Source organism: Chitinophaga lutea (genome assembly GCF_003813775.1).
In the GTDB taxonomy this organism is placed as follows: domain Bacteria; phylum Bacteroidota; class Bacteroidia; order Chitinophagales; family Chitinophagaceae; genus Chitinophaga; species Chitinophaga lutea.
In genome coordinates this window covers 2,598,976-2,616,385 of record NZ_RPDH01000001.1, presented here as the reverse complement: position 1 = coordinate 2,616,385, position 17,410 = coordinate 2,598,976, and the positions used below count along the sequence as shown (strand labels likewise).

Sequence of the window (17,410 nt, the reverse complement as noted above, 5' to 3'; positions counted from 1 at the left end):
CTTTTTATCAACAGGTGAAGCATTTACACCACCACATTTTCATTGAACAACACCCTGGCCTCCCTGGCGGCGGCCACCATGTTCTCCAGGGCCGCTTTCGTTTCCGGCCATTTCCTCGTTTTCAAACCACAATCCGGGTTCACCCAAAGATTCCGCACCGGCAGCAGTTGTGCCGCCCTGCGGAGCAATGCCGTCATTTCTTCCACACCGGGCACACGCGGGGAGTGAATGTCGTACACACCGGGCCCGATTTCATTGGGGTACCGGAATCCGGCAAAGGCTTCCAGCAGCTCCATCTGCGAACGGGAGGTTTCGATCGTGATCACATCCGCGTCCATGGCTGCGATGTGCTCGATGATATCGTTGAACTCACTGTAACACATATGTGTATGGATCTGTGTCTCGTCTTTCACCCCGCAGGCCGCCACGCGGAAGGCGCGTACGGCCCAGTGCAGGTAGGCTTCGCGATCCGCCCTGCGCAAGGGCAGGCCTTCGCGGATGGCCGGCTCGTCGATCTGGATGATGCCGATACCGGCACGTTCCAGCGCCTGCACTTCGTCGCGGATGGCGAGTGCTATCTGGTAAGTAGTTTCGGAACGGGGCTGATCGTCCCGTACAAACGACCATTGTAAAATGGTTACGGGACCGGTGAGCATCGCCTTCATGGGCAACTCCGTCTGCGCCTGCGCGAACTGCGTCCAGCGAACGGTCATATCGCGCGGCCGGCTTACATCGCCGTAAATAACCGGCGGTTTCACGCAGCGGCTGCCATAACTCTGCACCCAACCGTTCTGCGTAAACACAAAACCGTCCAGCATCTCGCCGAAATACTCCACCATGTCGTTCCGCTCAAACTCTCCGTGCACCAGCACATCCAGGCCTACTTCCTCCTGCCAGCGGATAGCCGACAAGGTTACCTCCTCGATGGCCGCATCGTATTGTTCGGCCGTGATAGCCCCTTTCCGGAACTGCGCGCGCAGCTGGCGCACCTCATCGGTTTGCGGGAACGAGCCGATGGTAGTGGTGGGCAGCAGCGGCAGGCGCAGCTTTTCGGTTTGCACCCGCTGCCTTTCCGGGAAAGCGCTCAGCCTGGCGGCGTCCGCATCCGTAATGGCCTGCGTGCGCTGCTTTACAGCGGGCACGTGAATCCTGGCCGATGTGCGGCGGCCGGCAATGGCCACGCTGTTGGCTTCCAGCAGGGCGGTATTCCCCGCAACAATCGCATCGAGCTCATACACTTCATGCAACTTCTGTTTGGCAAACGCCATCCACGAGCGCATTTCGGGGTCAAGGGCGGTTTCGAGCGACAAATCAGCGGGGGAATGCAGCAGCGAACAACCCGGTGCGATCATCACCCGGTCCTCCCCCAGCACCGCCACTGCTTTCCGTATATGCGACAACGATCGTTCGTAGTCGTTCTTCCAGATATTCCTTCCGTCTACCACGCCTAGAGACAGCGACGTTTTGGGCGGCATGGCTGCCAGTACGGCTTCGAGTTGATGAGGGGCGCGCGTCAGGTCGAGGTGGAGGCAGCATACCGGCAGGTTCACGGCCAGCTGTATATTATCGCGCAACCCTTCGAAATAGGTGGCGATCATCAGTTTCAGGCCTTTGCACTTGCGGGCGATTTCCGCGTAGGCGTTCCGGAAAGCCGCGGCTTCCGCCTCGCTGAGGTCCATCGCCAGGAAGGGCTCGTCGAGCTGCACCCATACGGCGCCGGCTTCCTGCAGCTTCTGCAACACCTCGATGTACACGGGCAGCAGTTTTTCCAGCAGCGATATCCGGTGAAAACCGCGTTCCTTTTCCTTGCCCAGCAGCAAATACGACACAGGGCCGATCAGCACCGGCTTGGGAATGGTGCCGGTGGTATGCCTGGCCGCGTCGAAAGCATTGAATACCTTGTTGGAAATGATGCGGAACTGCTGGTTGGCGGTGAATTCGGGAACGATGTAATGATAGTTCGTGTCAAACCACTTGGTCATCTCCATGGCGGTGATATCGAGCCCATGCTGCTGGTATCCCCTGGCCATGGCAAAATAAAGGTCGATCTCCGCGTTGCCCGGGACGTCCGTTACCACGGGGGCATAACGGTCCGGTACGGCGCCCAGCAAAAGGCTCATGTCGAGCACATGATCGTAAAAACTGAAATCGTTGCAGGGGATGAGGTCCATCCCAGCCTGTTGTTGCAATTGCCAGTGCTCCTCCTGAAGGCGCTTGGCGGTTACAAATAATTCACTGCGGCCGATGCGGCCCTGCCAGTACTGTTCGCAGGCTTTTTTAAGCTGGCGTGCGGCTCCCATCCTGGGGTAGCCAAGGTTGTGTTTAAGCATACGCATAAAACTTTTTAGTGAAACATTAATGTGCATTAATGTCCCTTACAGTTTCCGGTACGCTTTCAGGAATTGGGTAGAAGGTGAGGAATGATGAGACACGACGGGGCATGCCCATCCGTTCCCGACTACTGCTTCATTTCGCGAAAGCATTTGTCTTACACAGTGGGCAAGTATCCTGGCTCGTAACATTACTGCCGTTCTTCTCGTATTGTTCAGGTCAATACAATGAACATCGATGGCAGTAACACGTTGGTTACTTACAGTTGCGCGACAGCCCGTGATTTACACACGGTTCCTTATTAAAGACGGCTTTCACCGCCTACCGCACTGTGGAAAGAAAAGAAATAAGTAAAGAACTCAGGGGCAAATATAATAAGTTCCGTATAAAACAAGAGGCCGGTTTATCACCGGCCTCTCAGGGTTTTGCTACATCGCCTTAATTTCATCCATCAGTTTCTGTGCCAGTCCCTGTATCTTTGACGTTTCCTTCAGGGCCAGCTGGTATGTTTTTTCAGCGGCCTTCAGGGCCTCTTCCTTATATCCCATTTCCTGGCAGGCTTTCGCGTAGGTGCTTTGATTGCTGTATTCCCCGGGGGCAATTTCCGCTGCGCGCTTCGCCATTTTATAGGCCTGCTCCAGTACCTGCCTGTTTTTACCAGCCATATAGCTGCATCTGCGGGCCACGAAACTAAGTCCCATGTCGTCATTTTTCATGGCACCTTCCAGGGCTTCGTTGGTCAGTTTCACAAAGTCCTTCACATTGCCGCTGGTGAGGTAGTATTCCGCTTCCATCTGGAAAGCTTTCTTCTGCAATTCCTGCTCCGGCGATTGTTTCCAGGGGGCCAGCCGTGTAAAGAAAGCTACCGAGTCCTTTTTACGGATGAGGCCATAGAGCGCGGAGGAGATGAGCCTTTCATGCATCTTCTTCACCGGTTCTTCCCCGAATTTCTTTGCATACGCTTCGCGGTGCCGGATAAAATAAGCGCCCAAACGGTCGGTTTCGCTCCAGGTAAACTGCTGGATCGTTTTCCACCCGGTCGCTGTCAGCAGGTCTGTATCCTTCAGCTGCGCAATCAGCAACTGGCCTACGGAATCCGCCTTTTGCCGGTTAAAGTGCTGCAGCGCGATGGCGTATTCCAGCATCACTTCATTGCTGCGGTTACCGTCGTTGAATTTCTTTTCCAGCGCGGTAAATGAACGTTTGGGGTCGAGTGCTTTGCGGGCTTCCTCCATAAACGCATCGGCTTCCATACGGGAAGTAGCCTTGTGCACTATTTCGCCTTTGCCGTTCAGGAACAGGTAGGTGGGATACACCTTAACGCCATAGCGCTTGTTCAGGGCAGGGCCTTCGCCCTTTTCCATGTCCATTTTATAATTCACGAAGCGGGCGTTGTAAAAGGCCGCCACGCTATCGTTGACGAATACATTTTTTTCCATCCATTTACAGGGCGCGCACCAGGAGGTGTAACAATCCATAAAGATGAGCTTGCCCGTTTTTTCGCTTTCGGCCAGTACGGCTTTGAATTCACCCTGGCTGTTGAAGCGGATGCCTTCCTGTGCCTGAGCGGTTGCAAAAATGCAAACGCTCAGGATGGCAGAAAGAGAGAGGGTTTTTAATGATTGGTTCATGTCGGTAGTTTTTAATAACCAGGGTTTTGTTCGGTTACATCGTTAGACAGGCGCACTGTTGCCAGCGGCAGCGGGAGGATGTAACGGTTTTCATGCTGTACATTCGGTTTATAGTCAGACACTTTCAGGTTGCCTTCGGTTGCGTAACGGATGAGATCGTACCAGTCTTCACCGCTTTCCGCTCCGAGCTCCAGTATTTTTTCAATGCGGATTGATTCCAACAGGGCCGCACCGCTGAACCCGGAAATCTCCGGCATCCGGGCGCGACGACGTATGGCGTTCAGCGCTTTTAAGGCCTCGTCGGTCTGGCCCAAACGAGCTTTGGCTTCTGCCAGAATCAGATAAATTTCATCGAGGCGCAGGAAATATTCGGTATCTGCGGTCAGCGTCTGGCCATTGAAGGAAGAACCGTTGAACTTGTTGTTGCGAATAGCGCCGCTGGGCAGCAGCACGGCGATGGCGGCGTTGTATCGTTTATCCGTTTTCATCAGGTTCACATAATAATCGGACGGTAGATAATAGGCACGGTACATAAAGGCCTTGTTATTCCTGTCCTGTTTATCATCGAAAGGCAGCTGGAAAAGCACTTCCTGTGTTCCGATGATCTTTTTCGTGAAGATATCCGCGTACTCGTTCTCAAGTTTAAATTTCCCCGATTTTATCACGGCTTCCGCAGCAACGGCCGCTTCGGCATATTCGCGTTTATATAAATGCACCTTCGCCTTTAGGGCCAGCGCGGCCTGACGTGTTGCATAAAAGGCAAGCCTTTTGGCGCTGGGCGTTGACCCGGCCACCGTATCGAGCATCTGCGGTCCTTTTTCAGCCGCATAAGCCAGATCCGCAAGAATATGATCGTAGGTTGTTTTCACATCGGCCCGGGGCTCTGCTTTCACTTCCTTCAACGGCATGTCGCGCAGCGTGATACCATATTTGGAGTCCTGTTTAAAGAACTGACCATACCGGCGCAACAGATAAAAGTGACTCAATGCACGAATAAATCTTGCTTCGGAGATGATCTCTTCTTTCCTGGGATCATCGGTTACGAGTTTGGAGGTTTTATCAATGATATGGGCCGCGTTGTTGAGTATCTTGTAGGAAGCGGTATACAGGTTGTCTACATGGTAATCATCAGGCTTGACATCGTTGTCGAAATATGCCTTTTCCGTACCTGCCGAAGGGCCCGGCTTCATGGTAAGCCCCAACAGGGCGGCATCGCCTCCGAAATAGGTGAGGTACTCCACCCCTTTCAATTGCCCATAACATCCATATAAAACGCTTTGCGCTTTCTGGACAGTGGTAATGGCATTTTCCTCGAATATTTTATTAACGGGCTCCACATCCGTTACGTTCACAAGATTGCAGGCGCCAAACGCAACCATGCAACCAGCCGACAGATATATTTTATGAAATACTGTTCTCATTGTTTCTTTTTTAGAAGTTCAGGTTAAGACCGAGTGTCACTGTTCTGGTTTGCGGGTACACGTTATTGTCAATCCCCTGCGCAAAAGTGCTTGCCGCGGCCGCATTCACCTCGGGGTCCAGCCCTTTGTAGCCGGTAATGGTCCACAGGTTGGTGACCGATGCATATGCCTTGATGTTATTGAGATATGCCTTGCGCAGGAACGGTTTCCTCAGCACGTAGCTCAGCTGGATATTTTTAAGTTTGAGGAAGGATGCATTTTCAATAAAATAATCCGATGCACGCTTGTTGTTATTCGGGTCGCCGAATACCACACGCGGTAATACTGCGCCTTTGTTATCAGGCCTCCAGGCATTGAGGATATCCGCACCGTAGTTATTCGTGTTGCTTGTAAATATCAGCAGGTTTTTGCGGCCCACGTTGTCGAGGTGGTTGCCAATGCTGAAATTGAAGAACACCGTCAGCTCCAGGTTACGATAGCGCAGGATGTTATTCCAGCCACCATAGAAATCAGGTTCCGCCTGGCCCAGGCGAACCAGGTCTGCGGAAGTGATAACGCCGTCACCGTTGATGTCTTCATATTTAAAGTCCCCGGGCGATGTTTTGGATTGCTGATAGGTACCGGTAGGCGATTTTCCGTTCAGTGCGTCAATCTCGGCTTTATCCTGGAAAATACCGGCTACCTTGTAACCTTCAAAATAGCCGATAGGCATCCCCACGCGCATGTTCAGATACCTGCCGCCATTCAGGCTTACCACTTTACTACGGTAACGGGTAATATTAAAATCAGTCAGCCATGAAAATGTTTTTCCTGTAATAACATCACTCCCGATCTGGAATTCCCAACCCTTGTTGGAAAAGTCTCCCAGGTTGAACTGTTGCGTGGTCATGCCGCTTTCGCGGATTACGTCGCGGTTCAATACCTGGTCTTTCGTGAGTTTGGAGAAGTACCCGATAGAGCCGCGGATTTTATTGCGGAGGAAATTGAAGTCTACCGCCACATCTAACTGGTAGGTAGATTCCCAGCGGGCATCGGGATTGGGAATACCGGGCGTGTACACACCATTGCTGTTATTGTAGAAACTCCCGGTTTCGAACATACTGGCATAAGGGAAATCTGCAAAGTTGGCGGATCCGGTTTTACCATAGGATGTACGCAGCTTCAGGTCCTGTACCCATTTAACGTCGTTCAGGAAATTTTCTTCCGAAAGGCGCCATGCGAGCGCTCCGGAAGGGAATACCGCCCAGCGGTAATTGGGGCCGAATTTGGTAGACTCATCCACACGGCCGGTAAACGTCACATAATATTTACCACTCCAGTTATAATTGGTCCGCAGGAAAAAGGACTGCAATCCGCTGTTGGTACCGCCACTGTTATATTTCTGGATAGAAGCGGCGCCACCCAGGTGATTCAGCACATCGTCGTTCTGGAACCCGGTAGATTCAATGAAACTGAAACGGGTCCGCAGCGTCGTAAAGCTCGCACCGCCTACGATATTTACATTGTGCTTTCCAAATGCATTCAGATAAGTAAGCGTATTTTCGAACAGGCGGGAAAATGAGTTGCTGCTGTTGTCTTTCCGCGATCCCGTTCTGAAGTTGCGGGCCTCAAACGGATCATAACTGGGTGTATAGTTTTCATTGTCGCCCCGGTTCATATTCAACGCGATGCTGCTCCTGAAGCGCAGCCCTTTCAACAGTTCCAGCTCTCCAAAGAAAGTGGTCATCAGCGACTGGCTGGCGATGGTAGAAAGGTAACGGGTACGTATGTATGGGTTGGCGGTAACACTGTCCGGTGAAGCGCCATATTTGCCGTCTGTCTGAAACACCGGCACGTCCGGACGGTATTGCATGATGCTGTAGAACTGGCTCTGGCTGCTGCCGTTGTTATTCAGTGCGCTGAAGTTGATGTTTGTACCTATTCTTATTTTGTCAAACAACGTTGTTTCAAGGTTTGTGCGCAGGTTATACCGTTTGAAGCTGGAATGGCGGATAACACCCTGCTGGTCGGTGATGCTTCCTGAGAAAGAATACAGGGTATTGCCATCGTTCGTTCCGCCGTTGATGTTGAGATATACGTTCTGCGAACTGCTCGTACGGGTGGCCGTTTTCACCCAATCCGTATTGGCCCCCGGGTAAGCGATGTATCTTTCCGGCAGTGCGGTCACCGGTGTGGTGTTACCATATGCCTGCTTTACCACATTGTGATACTGCTCCGCATTCAACAGCTTGTAAGTACTAGGGAAATCATCGAAAGCAATATTGTACCCTGCGGTAATATTGGGCTTGGGGCCTGCTTTACCGCGCTTGGTGGTAATGATCACCACGCCGTTCGCAGCCCTGGAACCATAGATGGCCGCGGATGATGCGTCTTTCAGAATGTCGATCCGCTCAATGTCTTCAGGGTTCAGTGAAGAAAGCGGTGAAATTTTGCTGCTGTAATCCGTGATATAGCGGTCGTTACCGTAGCCGTCTCCCAACTCAACCGGGATACCGTCGATCACATACAGTGGTTCGTTGGTGCCGAATGCTGAAGTGCCGCCCCTGATACGGATGGAGGCTACCGCCCCGGGAGCGCCCGAAGACTTCACCACCTGCACGCCGGGTGCACGGCCCACCATCGCCACGTCGAAATTGGAGGCGTTCAGTTTATTCATTTCCTCCGGGTTGATAGACGATACGGAACCGGTCAGGTCTTTCTGCTTAACGGTACCATAACCTACTACCACCACGCCGGAGAGCGTTTTGGGATCATCTTCCAGCACGATGTTCATCTGCAGGCCGGTGATCGTGGTTTCTTTCGTGGTCATGCCGATGGCAGAGAACACCAGCGTGTGGCGGTCTGCCGGCACGGCCAGCGTGAAGTTGCCATCGGCATCCGTGGTAACGCCTTTGAAGGTGCCCTTCACCAGTACGGACACGCCGGGAATGGGCTGTTTGTCCTTACCGCCCGTTACCTGTCCTTTGATCACCTGGTCGGGCGCCTTGGGCTTCTGTTCCTGCAGTTTGGTAAAAATGGCCACGCCGTCGGGCATGATCCGGTAGGCGAGGTTGGTGTTTTTAAACAGTGCATCGAGGATACCGGTGATGCTGGTTTCATTAAAACTCATGGTGTTAATGGAATACTTCTTCACCTCGTTGGCATTGTACGAAAGGTTGATGTTGCTCTTCACCTGCAGTTTCTCCAGGCAGGAAGCGATCGTTTCGTAGCTGAAGGCGATAGTGATGCGCTTGTCCAGGTAATCCTGTGCGCGCACCTGCATGCTTAAGCCTGCCAGCAAAAGGCAGGTCATGATCCATAGTTTCCCGGCACTTCGGGAAAGGCGGTTGGTTGATTCAAATGCTCTCATCGCGGGATGTTGATTGTGATTTTGAAAATGGCATACTTAGCATCCGCTGCCACGCAGCGTGATCTCTTTATCTTTTATTTGGTACTCTACCTTGTTGATGAGCTTCAGCAGCTCCAGCACTTTGGTGACGGGCTCGCGCTCGGAGAAGCGCAGGCTGTTGACGCAGTTTTTCAGGCCTTTATCGGCAAACACCACTTTGTACCCGTAGATCTGCTCGAGGCGGATAGCCAGCTCTTCGAGGCTGATGTTGGTGAGGTAAAACTCCCCGTTCCGCCAGCTGTCCGTTTGCGGGCCGTTGGCTGTTCGTTTGACGAAGTCGGCGGCGTTGTTGTAAACGATTTCTTCATTGGCCCGTAATATCACGTTGCAGGCGCCGGAATCGAGCACCTGCACGGAGCCGCCGGACACGGTGATTTTTTCTTTCTGCAGCTGTTTGTAAGCGGCCACATTGAAGGAAGTACCGAGCACTTTCACGGCGAGGCGGCTGGTGCGGACGATGAACGGCCGCGCGGCGTCAGGCGCTACTTCAAAAAAGGCTTCGCCTTCCGTGAGGCGGCACTGGCGATTCCCGGCAAACGCGGCATCGTATTCCAGGCGGGCGCCGCCATTGAGCCAGATGGCGGAGCCATCGGGCATGCTTACTTTCATTCTTTTGTTGGGAGGGCATTCCACCACCGTCCAGCTTTGTGCCGTGGTAGCGGCGGGCGGTGCGGTGCGGTTCATCAGGTAACCCGTGCCCAGCAGCACCAGGCCTACAGCAGCGGCGGAAAGCGGCCAGCGTAACCGCCTCATCAGCGATTTAGGTTTTATGTGCTGCTCCAGGCGCTGCCAGGTTTCCTCGCGCAGCGGCGCCGGCGAAGAAATTTCCGCAGGCAGGTCGTCGAGGCTCTGGTACCAGGCATCGAGCGCTTCCGCTTCTTCGGGCGTCAGCGGCTCCTGCTGCTGTTTTTTGATCAGGTATCGGATATATTTTTCATTCAGCATAATACACGGCTATGCCTTAAGTACAGGTTGGAGGCCTGAACGTACCATGCTTTACAGAAAAATAATTTTCAGGAAGGGGTTACCGCCGGCAAAACCAGCAGCAACACGGCGGGGTTGACGTGAATGCCCACGATGCGCCGTACTTTTTCGGTAGCGCGGCTCAACTGGTTCTTCACGGTTTGTACGGAGAGGGATAATTGCGCGGCAATCTGCGCGGGCGTCATTTGTTCTTCGCGGCTCATGCGGAAGATCTGCTGCATTTTGGGGGGCAGTTGGCGGATGGCCTTTTCCAGTAGTTCCTCCACTTCTTTGAGCGCCACCAGCTGGGCGGTGTTCTCATGCGTAGTAACTACATCGTCCTGCAACTGGAGGATGTACTTCAGCTTCACTTCATTACGGGCGTAAATATTGAGGATGCGGTTCCTGAGCAGTACCTGCAGGTATGGCAGCAGGGAATCGCGCGGTTCGAGCGTGTGCAGCTGATTCCAGAGCGTCATAAAGACTTCCTGTACCAGGTCCTGGGCTTCGGCCGCGTCCTGCAGTCTTTTTACTGCCATGTTAAAAAGCAGCTCCCAGTACTTATCATATATCTGCCTGAAACCGGCCACGGGCTCCTCCCTTGCCAGTTCCACCAGTTCTCTGTCCGTTTGAGTAGCCATACCACGCAAATGTAAGGCAGTTAGGGGGAAAGCGCAAGGCGAGGCTTGTTAACAGGCTGATTAACATTTCGGTCGGGCATCGCGGCCGGTATATATCTTTGCAGGATGGAACCATTCACCGTCACCATTGCCGGGCAGTCGTACGAAGTGCAGCCCTACGCCAGCAGTTACAGCGTGTCGTTTCATATCACTGCAGGCGATACGACGATCATTTTTGAGCTGGATGAGGAAGACAACCTGCGTGCCCGCACCACCGGAGTGCCGGCGGATGCCGCGCTGGTAGGGCAGCTGGCGGAAGAAATCACCCGGCATTTCAGCAGGTAACGGCCTCCAGCGATTCATTCAGCATGGAACTGTGCAGGTATTTATCGATCACCATGCGCAGTTCGTCGAACTGCACCGGTTTGATGAGGTATTCGTGCACGCCTTCGCGCAGCACCTGTTCCCGCTGCTCGGTAAAAGCGTCTGCGGAAATGACGATCACCGGTACGTGCTGCAGCAGCGTATCCTGCCGGATGGCGCGGATCACGTCGCGCCCGTCGAGTTTGGGCATGTGCATATCGAGAATAATCATGTCTGGCAGGTGTTTGCGGGCCATCTCCAGCCCTTCTTCCCCATTACCGGCTATCAGCAGCGGAAGGCCCATGTAGCTGAAAAACTCCTGCATCACCATCTGGTTCACCGTACTGTCTTCCATCAGCAGTATTTTTTTCCCGGTCTGGACCGGCGCCTTTTCCGTATTGGCGGGCATAACCGTTGCCGCGGCGCGGCTCAGTGTCTTATTGACCTGGAGGAGCGGCAGGGTGACGGTGAAGGCAGTTCCGGCACCGGGCTCGCTCCAGACGGAGATCCGGCCGCCGAGCAGCTCGGTGAACCGTTTGGAAATGGCCAGTCCCAGCCCCGTACCGCCAAACCGCTGGTGAATGGTATGGTCGGCCTGTTCAAAGGGTTTAAAGATGAGCGCCTGTTTTTCCCCGGGGATGCCTTCGCCCTCATCGGTGACCCGGATGCACCAGGCTTCCGCGCCCTGGCGGAAGCAGGAAAGGGTCACCTTTTTCCCGGCCGGCGTGAATTTGATGGCATTGGTCAGCAGGTTGTTGACCACCTGGGTCAGGTGCACCCGGTCGCCCAGCAGCTGCGCCGGCAGTTTGTGGTCCACCTGCACGTGTATGCTCACATTTTTGACCTTTGCCGCATGCTGGTAAATACCGGCGATATTGTATATCCAATCCCGCAGCACAAAAGGTTCCTGGCAAATATTGTCGGTTTTGCCCGCTTCAATGCGCGCCAGTTCCAGCACGTTGTTGATGATCTCCAGCAAATTATGCCCGCTGGTGCTGATATTCTCGATATAATTCACGACGCCCGGCGGCAGCTCGCCATGCGTATGCCGGTCGTTCAGCATGAGGTAGCTGATACCGATGATGGCGTTGAGCGGGTTCCTGATTTCATGGCTCAGTTCGCGGAGGAAGGAAGATTTGGCCGCATTCGCGCGCTCGGCCTCATCACGGGCATGCAGCAGCTCGGCTTTGACGGTTTCCAGGCTGGCTACATATTCATTCAGCTCATCCTCTTTCGCTTTGAGCCGGCGCAGGCTCGTGTTGAGGTCCGTCAGCATTTTTTCCTGCACCAGATTGTTGTCCATCAGCTGCCGGGTGCGCTGCTCCACTTCGCGTTCCAGCATTTCGTTGTAATTTTCGAGCCGGCGGTTGGCTTCCTTGAGCGCGTCTTCCTGCCGCTGCACCATTTCGTTCCTCTTCCGCAGCGAGTCGTTCCGACGGTGCAGCCGCTTGAGCAGGCTGTTGATATTATGCTGGTGAAATGTGATCACCATAAAGTTCAATATCACCACCACCGTCATAATCAGCCAGCGGAACATATAAGTGGTGTTCCGGTCCATGTCCATCGGCGTAAACACCTGGTAGTAATAATTGGTTTCGAGCAAAAACAGCGTGAGCAAAGGCAAGGTCAGACAAAGGCAGCGAAGGGCATTTTCTTTCCGGGAACAAATCAGCAGCGGCACCCCGATCAGGAAAAGCCCGAGGAAATGCACCTGTGTGCTTTCGCCGAACACGCAGCCATAGTAGAGCATCACGGAACAGAACACGAACTGCAGCCCGAATTTGGCTATGGCAAACCGGCGTTTTTCATTCAGCCATAAAATGCTGAGAAAACCGCACACAAAGCCCATCGCAGTGTAAAAAATCAACCAGTCGCCCGATATAACGGAAAGGGATATCCCGCAAAAAGTGCACAGCAGCGCGGTCAGGAAGCTGAACGAATTCACCACCATGATCTTGCGCGCATCATCTTCATGCACGGAAGCCGTGAGCCCTGTTTTTTTGATGTTATTGAACCGGTGACTGATCATTTTCTACCGTTGTTTTTGATCATTCGCGCAACAAATGATTAACAAAATACACGGGTTGTACCGCCCGTTGAGATGAGTGGGTGTTAACTGCTTTTTGTCTTTCCGCAGCGATTATTTCTTTGGTTGATACAAAACCACGCCCTTCCTAAATTAACAACACACCACGGTTGGATTTGTTAAACGTTGGTTAACGAAAACAGGGCTCGCAATATGAAAAAAGGGCCCGGGGAGAACCCCAGGCCCAACAATACGCTCCAATTTTATTCATTGCAGCTTTTCGGGCCGCAATTGATTCAAAATTATATTTCCGGGGTCCGGATAGGTGTTAAAAATTTGTTATTGATTGGAAATCAAGGCGCAACGACAAGCAAAAAAGAAGCCCCGGCAAAGAATTGCCAGGGCTTTACCATTTAACCTAACTATATGCTGTAACAGCAACTAGTACTTTACAACCCTTTAACAGGTTGAATATCTTTGAGAAGGGGTGTTTTTTGTAGTATTAGACGTCGTTATCTGCAAATACATTCGTGTTGAAACATCTTTTTTTAACAGATCATACTATTAGACAGAGGTATCGCCCGTAAGTTTAAATACGTATAAAAAATTCGCGGCGTTTGCTCAACCGCGGGAAAATGTAAATTTGGCGTATGAATCGAATCGACCGGCTTACTGCCATCCTTGTTCAGCTCCAGGGCAAAAAAATCGTCAAGGCCCAGGAAATCGCGGACCGTTTCTCCATCAGCCTCCGGACCGTTTACCGGGACGTGAAGGCGCTGACGGAGGCGGGCGTGCCCATTGGCGCGGAAGCCGGCACCGGTTATTATATCGTGGACGGATACCACCTGCCGCCCGTAATGTTCAACCGCACCGAAGCGGCCGCCCTGCTCACCGGCGAAAAGCTGATGGAACAGCACAGCGACCATTCCAACCGTCAGCAGTTCAGCAGCGCCATGCAAAAGATCCGGGCGGTGCTGCGGGGGAGCGATAAGGATTTCCTCGAGTCGCTCGACGAAAACATCGCCGTGCTGCGCAGCCCGCGCGAGGAAAGCCAGTTCCCCAACCGTTTCCTCAGCGACATCCAGGATGCCCTGGCCCGGCAACGCGTGCTTTCCATCGAATATTACTCGTTTTACAGCGACTCGGTCAGCCGCCGCGAAGTGGAGCCTATCGGCATATTTCACATGAACAGCAGCTGGCACCTCATCGGGTATTGCCGCCTCCGTAAAGATTACCGCGACTTCCGGGCCGACCGCATCAAATCGCTCAGCCTGACCGATCAGGGCTTCGACAAGTCCGCCCGCATCACCCTGCAACAGTACATCTCGAACGAATTCCAGTCGGACCCCGACCAGCCTATCCTGATCAGGGTACAGTTCCGGCACGACATTGCCCGGTGGCTCGGCGACCAGAAGTATCATTTCGGCATGGTGCAGGAAAAAACGGAGGAAGATTATGTCGAAATCACTTTTATGCACAACAGCCTCAGTTACTTTTCCCGCTGGATGCTGATGATGGGCAACCGCGCCACCGTGGTGGAACCGGAAGATCTCAAGGTTTTAATGCGGCAGCACCTCGAAGAATTACGCGGGCACCTCTCCTGACATAAGGCTGTCATCACCCCCGCTTTATTTTGCATAAAACACCTGAACTTTATGCAAAAGACAGACCTCGCCAAAGAACAGAAGCATTACTACCGCGCCAAACCGATGCCGGAACTGGTAACGATCGCCGCTGCCGGTTACCTGGCGCTGGAAGGCCATGGCGACCCTGCCTCTCCTGTATTTGCCGGCAAAATCAAAGCGCTGTATGCCTCCGCCTATAACGTCAAGAAAATCTGCAAGCTGCAGGAAATGGACTTTAAGGTAGCCCCGCTCGAAGGGCTGTGGTGGACGCCCAGCGGAGAACCGCTTGCGCAGGTACCGCGGGAGGAATGGTTCTGGAAACTCTCCATCCAGCTGCCGGGTTTTGTGACGGCGAACGACTGCAAGCAGGCCGTTGCGCTGGCAGGCAACAGAAAACTCCCGTATCTCGACGAACTGGTGTATGAACAGCTGCCTCCCACGCTGGCGGTACAGCTGTTACATATCGGTCCCTATAGCGAGGAAACGCCGTCGCACGAAAAACTGTACCATTACATCAACCAGCACCACCTGGATGTGAACGGCGCGCACCACGAGATATACATCAATGATCCCAACAAAACGCCGGGAGAGCGGTTGAAAACGATTTTGAGAGTGGATGTGCGGACTAAGTAAGTGGTTATTTGGTATCGTCCGTACCAATACCCAGCAGTTCTATCGCCTGGGAGGCGGCAATCTGGCTGGCGTCTTTTTTATTGAAGGCTTTGCCGGTGCAGATCAGTTCACCGTTCAGCATGGCGCCTACGGTGAAAATGCGGCGGCCGTTGTCCATTTGTTCCTCGATCAGTTCAAACTCCAGCGTTTTGCCGTTTTTGTTGGCCCAGCCGTAGAGTTTGTTCTTGTGGTTCATTTCCACGGTTTCGAGCGCTTCCAGGTCGATGTAGGGTACCAGGATGCGTTTGTGCACGAACTGTTTGGTCTGGTTATAACCACGGTCGAGGTACACGGCGCCTACGAGGGCTTCGAGGGTGTTACCGAATATCTGGCTGATTTTAAGGAAGGAATTGTATTTGTCGTAGATGGTGAGCTTGCGCAGCCCCATTTTGATGGCGATATCGTTCAGCTGTTGGCGGTTAACGATTTTGGAGCGCATTTCCGTGAGGTAGCCTTCCGTTTTGTAGGGGTATTTTTTAAACAGGTAGTCGCCGATGATGGCGCCCAGTATGGCATCGCCGAGGTACTCCAGCCGCTCATTGCTTTCGAGGAATTTTTCCTTGCTGGAGCGGTGGCTCAGGGCGACTTCATACAAAGCCAGGTTGCCCGGGTGAAACCCCAGCAAATTGTAAAGGTCTTTGTATAACTGCCTTTTCCCGTATATGAGCTTATATAAATATCCTGGAAGTATTTTCACACAATCAAGGAACAAATTTTTTGAAAACTACCGAAGCGTTGTGCCCGCCAAACCCGAAGGTATTGCTCAGCCCCGCTCTTACTTCTCTCTTTTGTGCAACGTTAAAGGTATAATTCAACCCGGCATCCAGTTGGGGATCGTCTGTGAAGTGGTTGATTGTAGGCGGAACAAGGCTTTCCAATATACTTTTAATAACGGCGATGGACTCTACTGCGCCCGCCGCTCCAAGCAGGTGCCCGGTCATGGATTTGGTGGAACTGATGTTCAACCGGTAGGCCGCTTCGCCGAAAACCTGCTGTATCGCCTTCACTTCCGCTATATCACCCAAAGGCGTAGAGGTTCCGTGAACGTTGATGTAATCGATGTCTTCAGCCTGCAGGCCGGCATCGTTCAGCGCCTGCGTCATTACACTGCGCGCGCCCAGCCCTTCGGGATGGGGAGCGGTAATGTGGTGGGCATCTGCGGTTGCACCGCCGCCGGCCAGCTCAACATAAATTTTGGCGCCGCGGGCCATGGCATGTTCGTAGCTTTCCAGCACCAATGCGCCGGCGCCCTCGCCCATTACAAAACCGTCGCGGTCCAGGTCGAAAGGCCTGGAAGCTGTCTTGGGATCGTCGTTCCGCTCACTCAGCGCCTTCATGGCGTTAAAACCGCCAACACAGGGCTCGTTGATGATGTTCTCGGATCCACCGGTAATAATAACATCCGCTTTACCGTAGCGGATGGCATACATGGCTTCAATAATGGCGTTAGTGGCAGAGGCGCAGGCAGAAACTACCGAAAAGTTGGGGCCTCTGAAACCATGCCGCATGGAAATATGCCCTGCGGCGATGTCCAATATCAAACGGGTAATCAGGAAAGGACTGAAACGGGGCGTACCGTCGCCCGCGTGAAACTCCTTTAACTCATTCGTGAAGTTGATCATCCCCCCAACACCGGTGCCCCATATCACCCCAACCCGGTCCACATTCACGGAGTTCCGGTCTATTTTCGCGTCGGCCACTGCCTGGTCCGCCGCAATTACAGCTGTTTGGGTAAAAGGGTCCATTTTGCGCGCGTCCTTTTTGTCCATGTACTGGGCAGGATCAAAATCTTTCAGTTCGCAGGCAAATCGGGTCTTGAATTTGGAGGCGTCAAACTGCTTGATAAAATCAGCGCCGGATACACCGTTCGCCAATCCCTGCCAATAAGCATCAACGGAATTGCCGAGCGGTGTCAGCGCGCCTAAACCTGTAACGACTACTCGTCTTGGTTGCATTAAAACAGTTCTGGTTTGTTGGATTATTTTACGTGTTCTTCCAGGTAAGCTACTGCCTGGCCAACAGTGGTGATGGTTTCTGCTTGTTCGTCAGGAATGGAGATGTTGAATTCTTTTTCGAATTCCATAATCAGTTCTACCGTATCCAAAGAGTCAGCGCCTAAGTCGTTGGTGAAGCTGGCTTCAGGAGTTACCTCGGCCTCGTCAACGCCTAATTTGTCAATGATGATCTTTTTAACTCTTGATGCAATGTCTGACATAATTTTAAGTGTTTTTGGTTTAAAACTTGACTGCAAAAATATAATTTTTATTCAATTGCCAAGGACATCGCCAAATTTTAACCCAGATTTTCCGTTTCAATAACATATGTACTATCGCTGCAAATCACGCGCGTAGCGGGTTACAAGCTCCTTTC

Annotated in this window: 13 protein-coding genes and 1 riboswitch; of the genes, 3 read left to right on the top strand and 10 right to left on the bottom strand. The window is 52.8% G+C overall.

Annotation, left to right across the window (positions count from 1 at the left end; genetic code table 11):
* Positions 1 to 23: 23 nt before the first annotated feature.
* The 6 genes from metE to EGT74_RS10535 all read right to left on the bottom strand — a co-directional run bounded on the left by metE (position 24) and on the right by EGT74_RS10535 (position 10,375).
* Complete coding sequence (gene metE, locus EGT74_RS10560) at positions 24 to 2,330, bottom strand: 5-methyltetrahydropteroyltriglutamate--homocysteine S-methyltransferase (RefSeq protein WP_123846471.1); 2,307 nt, start codon at positions 2,328 to 2,330, stop codon at positions 24 to 26.
* 151 nt (positions 2,331 to 2,481) lie between these two features.
* Positions 2,482 to 2,676: riboswitch (cobalamin riboswitch) on the bottom strand.
* A gap of 83 nt (positions 2,677 to 2,759) precedes the next feature.
* The gene (locus EGT74_RS10555) at positions 2,760 to 3,962 is read right to left on the bottom strand and encodes a thioredoxin family protein (protein WP_123846470.1); all 1,203 of its coding nucleotides are present in this window, start codon (positions 3,960 to 3,962) and stop codon (positions 2,760 to 2,762) included.
* A gap of 11 nt (positions 3,963 to 3,973) precedes the next feature.
* Positions 3,974 to 5,383, bottom strand: a complete 1,410-nt coding sequence (locus EGT74_RS10550; protein ID WP_123846469.1) for a RagB/SusD family nutrient uptake outer membrane protein — start codon at positions 5,381 to 5,383, stop codon at positions 3,974 to 3,976.
* Positions 5,384 to 5,393: 10 nt separating this feature from the next.
* The gene (locus EGT74_RS10545) at positions 5,394 to 8,675 is read right to left on the bottom strand and encodes a TonB-dependent receptor (protein WP_158618087.1); all 3,282 of its coding nucleotides are present in this window, start codon (positions 8,673 to 8,675) and stop codon (positions 5,394 to 5,396) included.
* 93 nt (positions 8,676 to 8,768) lie between these two features.
* Complete coding sequence (locus EGT74_RS10540) at positions 8,769 to 9,716, bottom strand: FecR domain-containing protein (protein WP_123846467.1); 948 nt, start codon at positions 9,714 to 9,716, stop codon at positions 8,769 to 8,771.
* A gap of 68 nt (positions 9,717 to 9,784) precedes the next feature.
* The gene (locus EGT74_RS10535; RefSeq protein ID WP_123846466.1) at positions 9,785 to 10,375 is read right to left on the bottom strand and encodes an RNA polymerase sigma-70 factor; all 591 of its coding nucleotides are present in this window, start codon (positions 10,373 to 10,375) and stop codon (positions 9,785 to 9,787) included.
* A gap of 105 nt (positions 10,376 to 10,480) precedes the next feature.
* Between EGT74_RS10535 and EGT74_RS10530 the strand changes: the two genes are divergently transcribed.
* Positions 10,481 to 10,699 carry a hypothetical protein gene (locus EGT74_RS10530; protein ID WP_123846465.1) on the top strand — a complete coding sequence of 73 codons (219 nt, stop codon included), beginning with the start codon at positions 10,481 to 10,483 and terminating at the stop codon, positions 10,697 to 10,699.
* On the opposite strand, the gene EGT74_RS10525 is transcribed toward EGT74_RS10530, so the two are convergent.
* Complete coding sequence (locus tag EGT74_RS10525; protein ID WP_123846464.1) at positions 10,689 to 12,746, bottom strand: hybrid sensor histidine kinase/response regulator; 2,058 nt, start codon at positions 12,744 to 12,746, stop codon at positions 10,689 to 10,691. The genes EGT74_RS10530 and EGT74_RS10525 overlap by 11 nt on opposite strands.
* A 647-nt stretch (positions 12,747 to 13,393) precedes the next feature.
* Between EGT74_RS10525 and EGT74_RS10520 the strand changes: the two genes are divergently transcribed.
* Together EGT74_RS10520 and EGT74_RS10515 are read left to right on the top strand one after the other, a co-directional pair.
* Positions 13,394 to 14,347, top strand: a complete 954-nt coding sequence (locus tag EGT74_RS10520; RefSeq protein WP_123846463.1) for a helix-turn-helix transcriptional regulator — start codon at positions 13,394 to 13,396, stop codon at positions 14,345 to 14,347.
* Between the two features lie 51 nt (positions 14,348 to 14,398).
* Positions 14,399 to 15,001 (top strand): GyrI-like domain-containing protein, encoded by a 603-nt coding sequence (locus EGT74_RS10515; protein ID WP_123846462.1) that lies wholly within the window; start codon positions 14,399 to 14,401, stop codon positions 14,999 to 15,001.
* 4 nt (positions 15,002 to 15,005) lie between these two features.
* On the opposite strand, the gene rnc is transcribed toward EGT74_RS10515, so the two are convergent.
* Genes rnc through EGT74_RS10500 form a run of 3 tightly spaced genes read right to left on the bottom strand, consistent with a single transcriptional unit; the run spans position 15,006 to position 17,255 of the window.
* Entirely contained in the window at positions 15,006 to 15,737 is a 732-nt protein-coding gene (rnc, locus tag EGT74_RS10510; protein ID WP_246008177.1) for a ribonuclease III, read from the bottom strand.
* A gap of 4 nt (positions 15,738 to 15,741) precedes the next feature.
* Positions 15,742 to 16,995 carry a beta-ketoacyl-ACP synthase II gene (fabF, locus tag EGT74_RS10505; protein ID WP_123846460.1) on the bottom strand — a complete coding sequence of 418 codons (1,254 nt, stop codon included), beginning with the start codon at positions 16,993 to 16,995 and terminating at the stop codon, positions 15,742 to 15,744.
* 23 nt (positions 16,996 to 17,018) lie between these two features.
* Entirely contained in the window at positions 17,019 to 17,255 is a 237-nt protein-coding gene (locus EGT74_RS10500; RefSeq protein ID WP_012788038.1) for an acyl carrier protein, read from the bottom strand.
* Positions 17,256 to 17,410 lie beyond the last annotated feature (155 nt).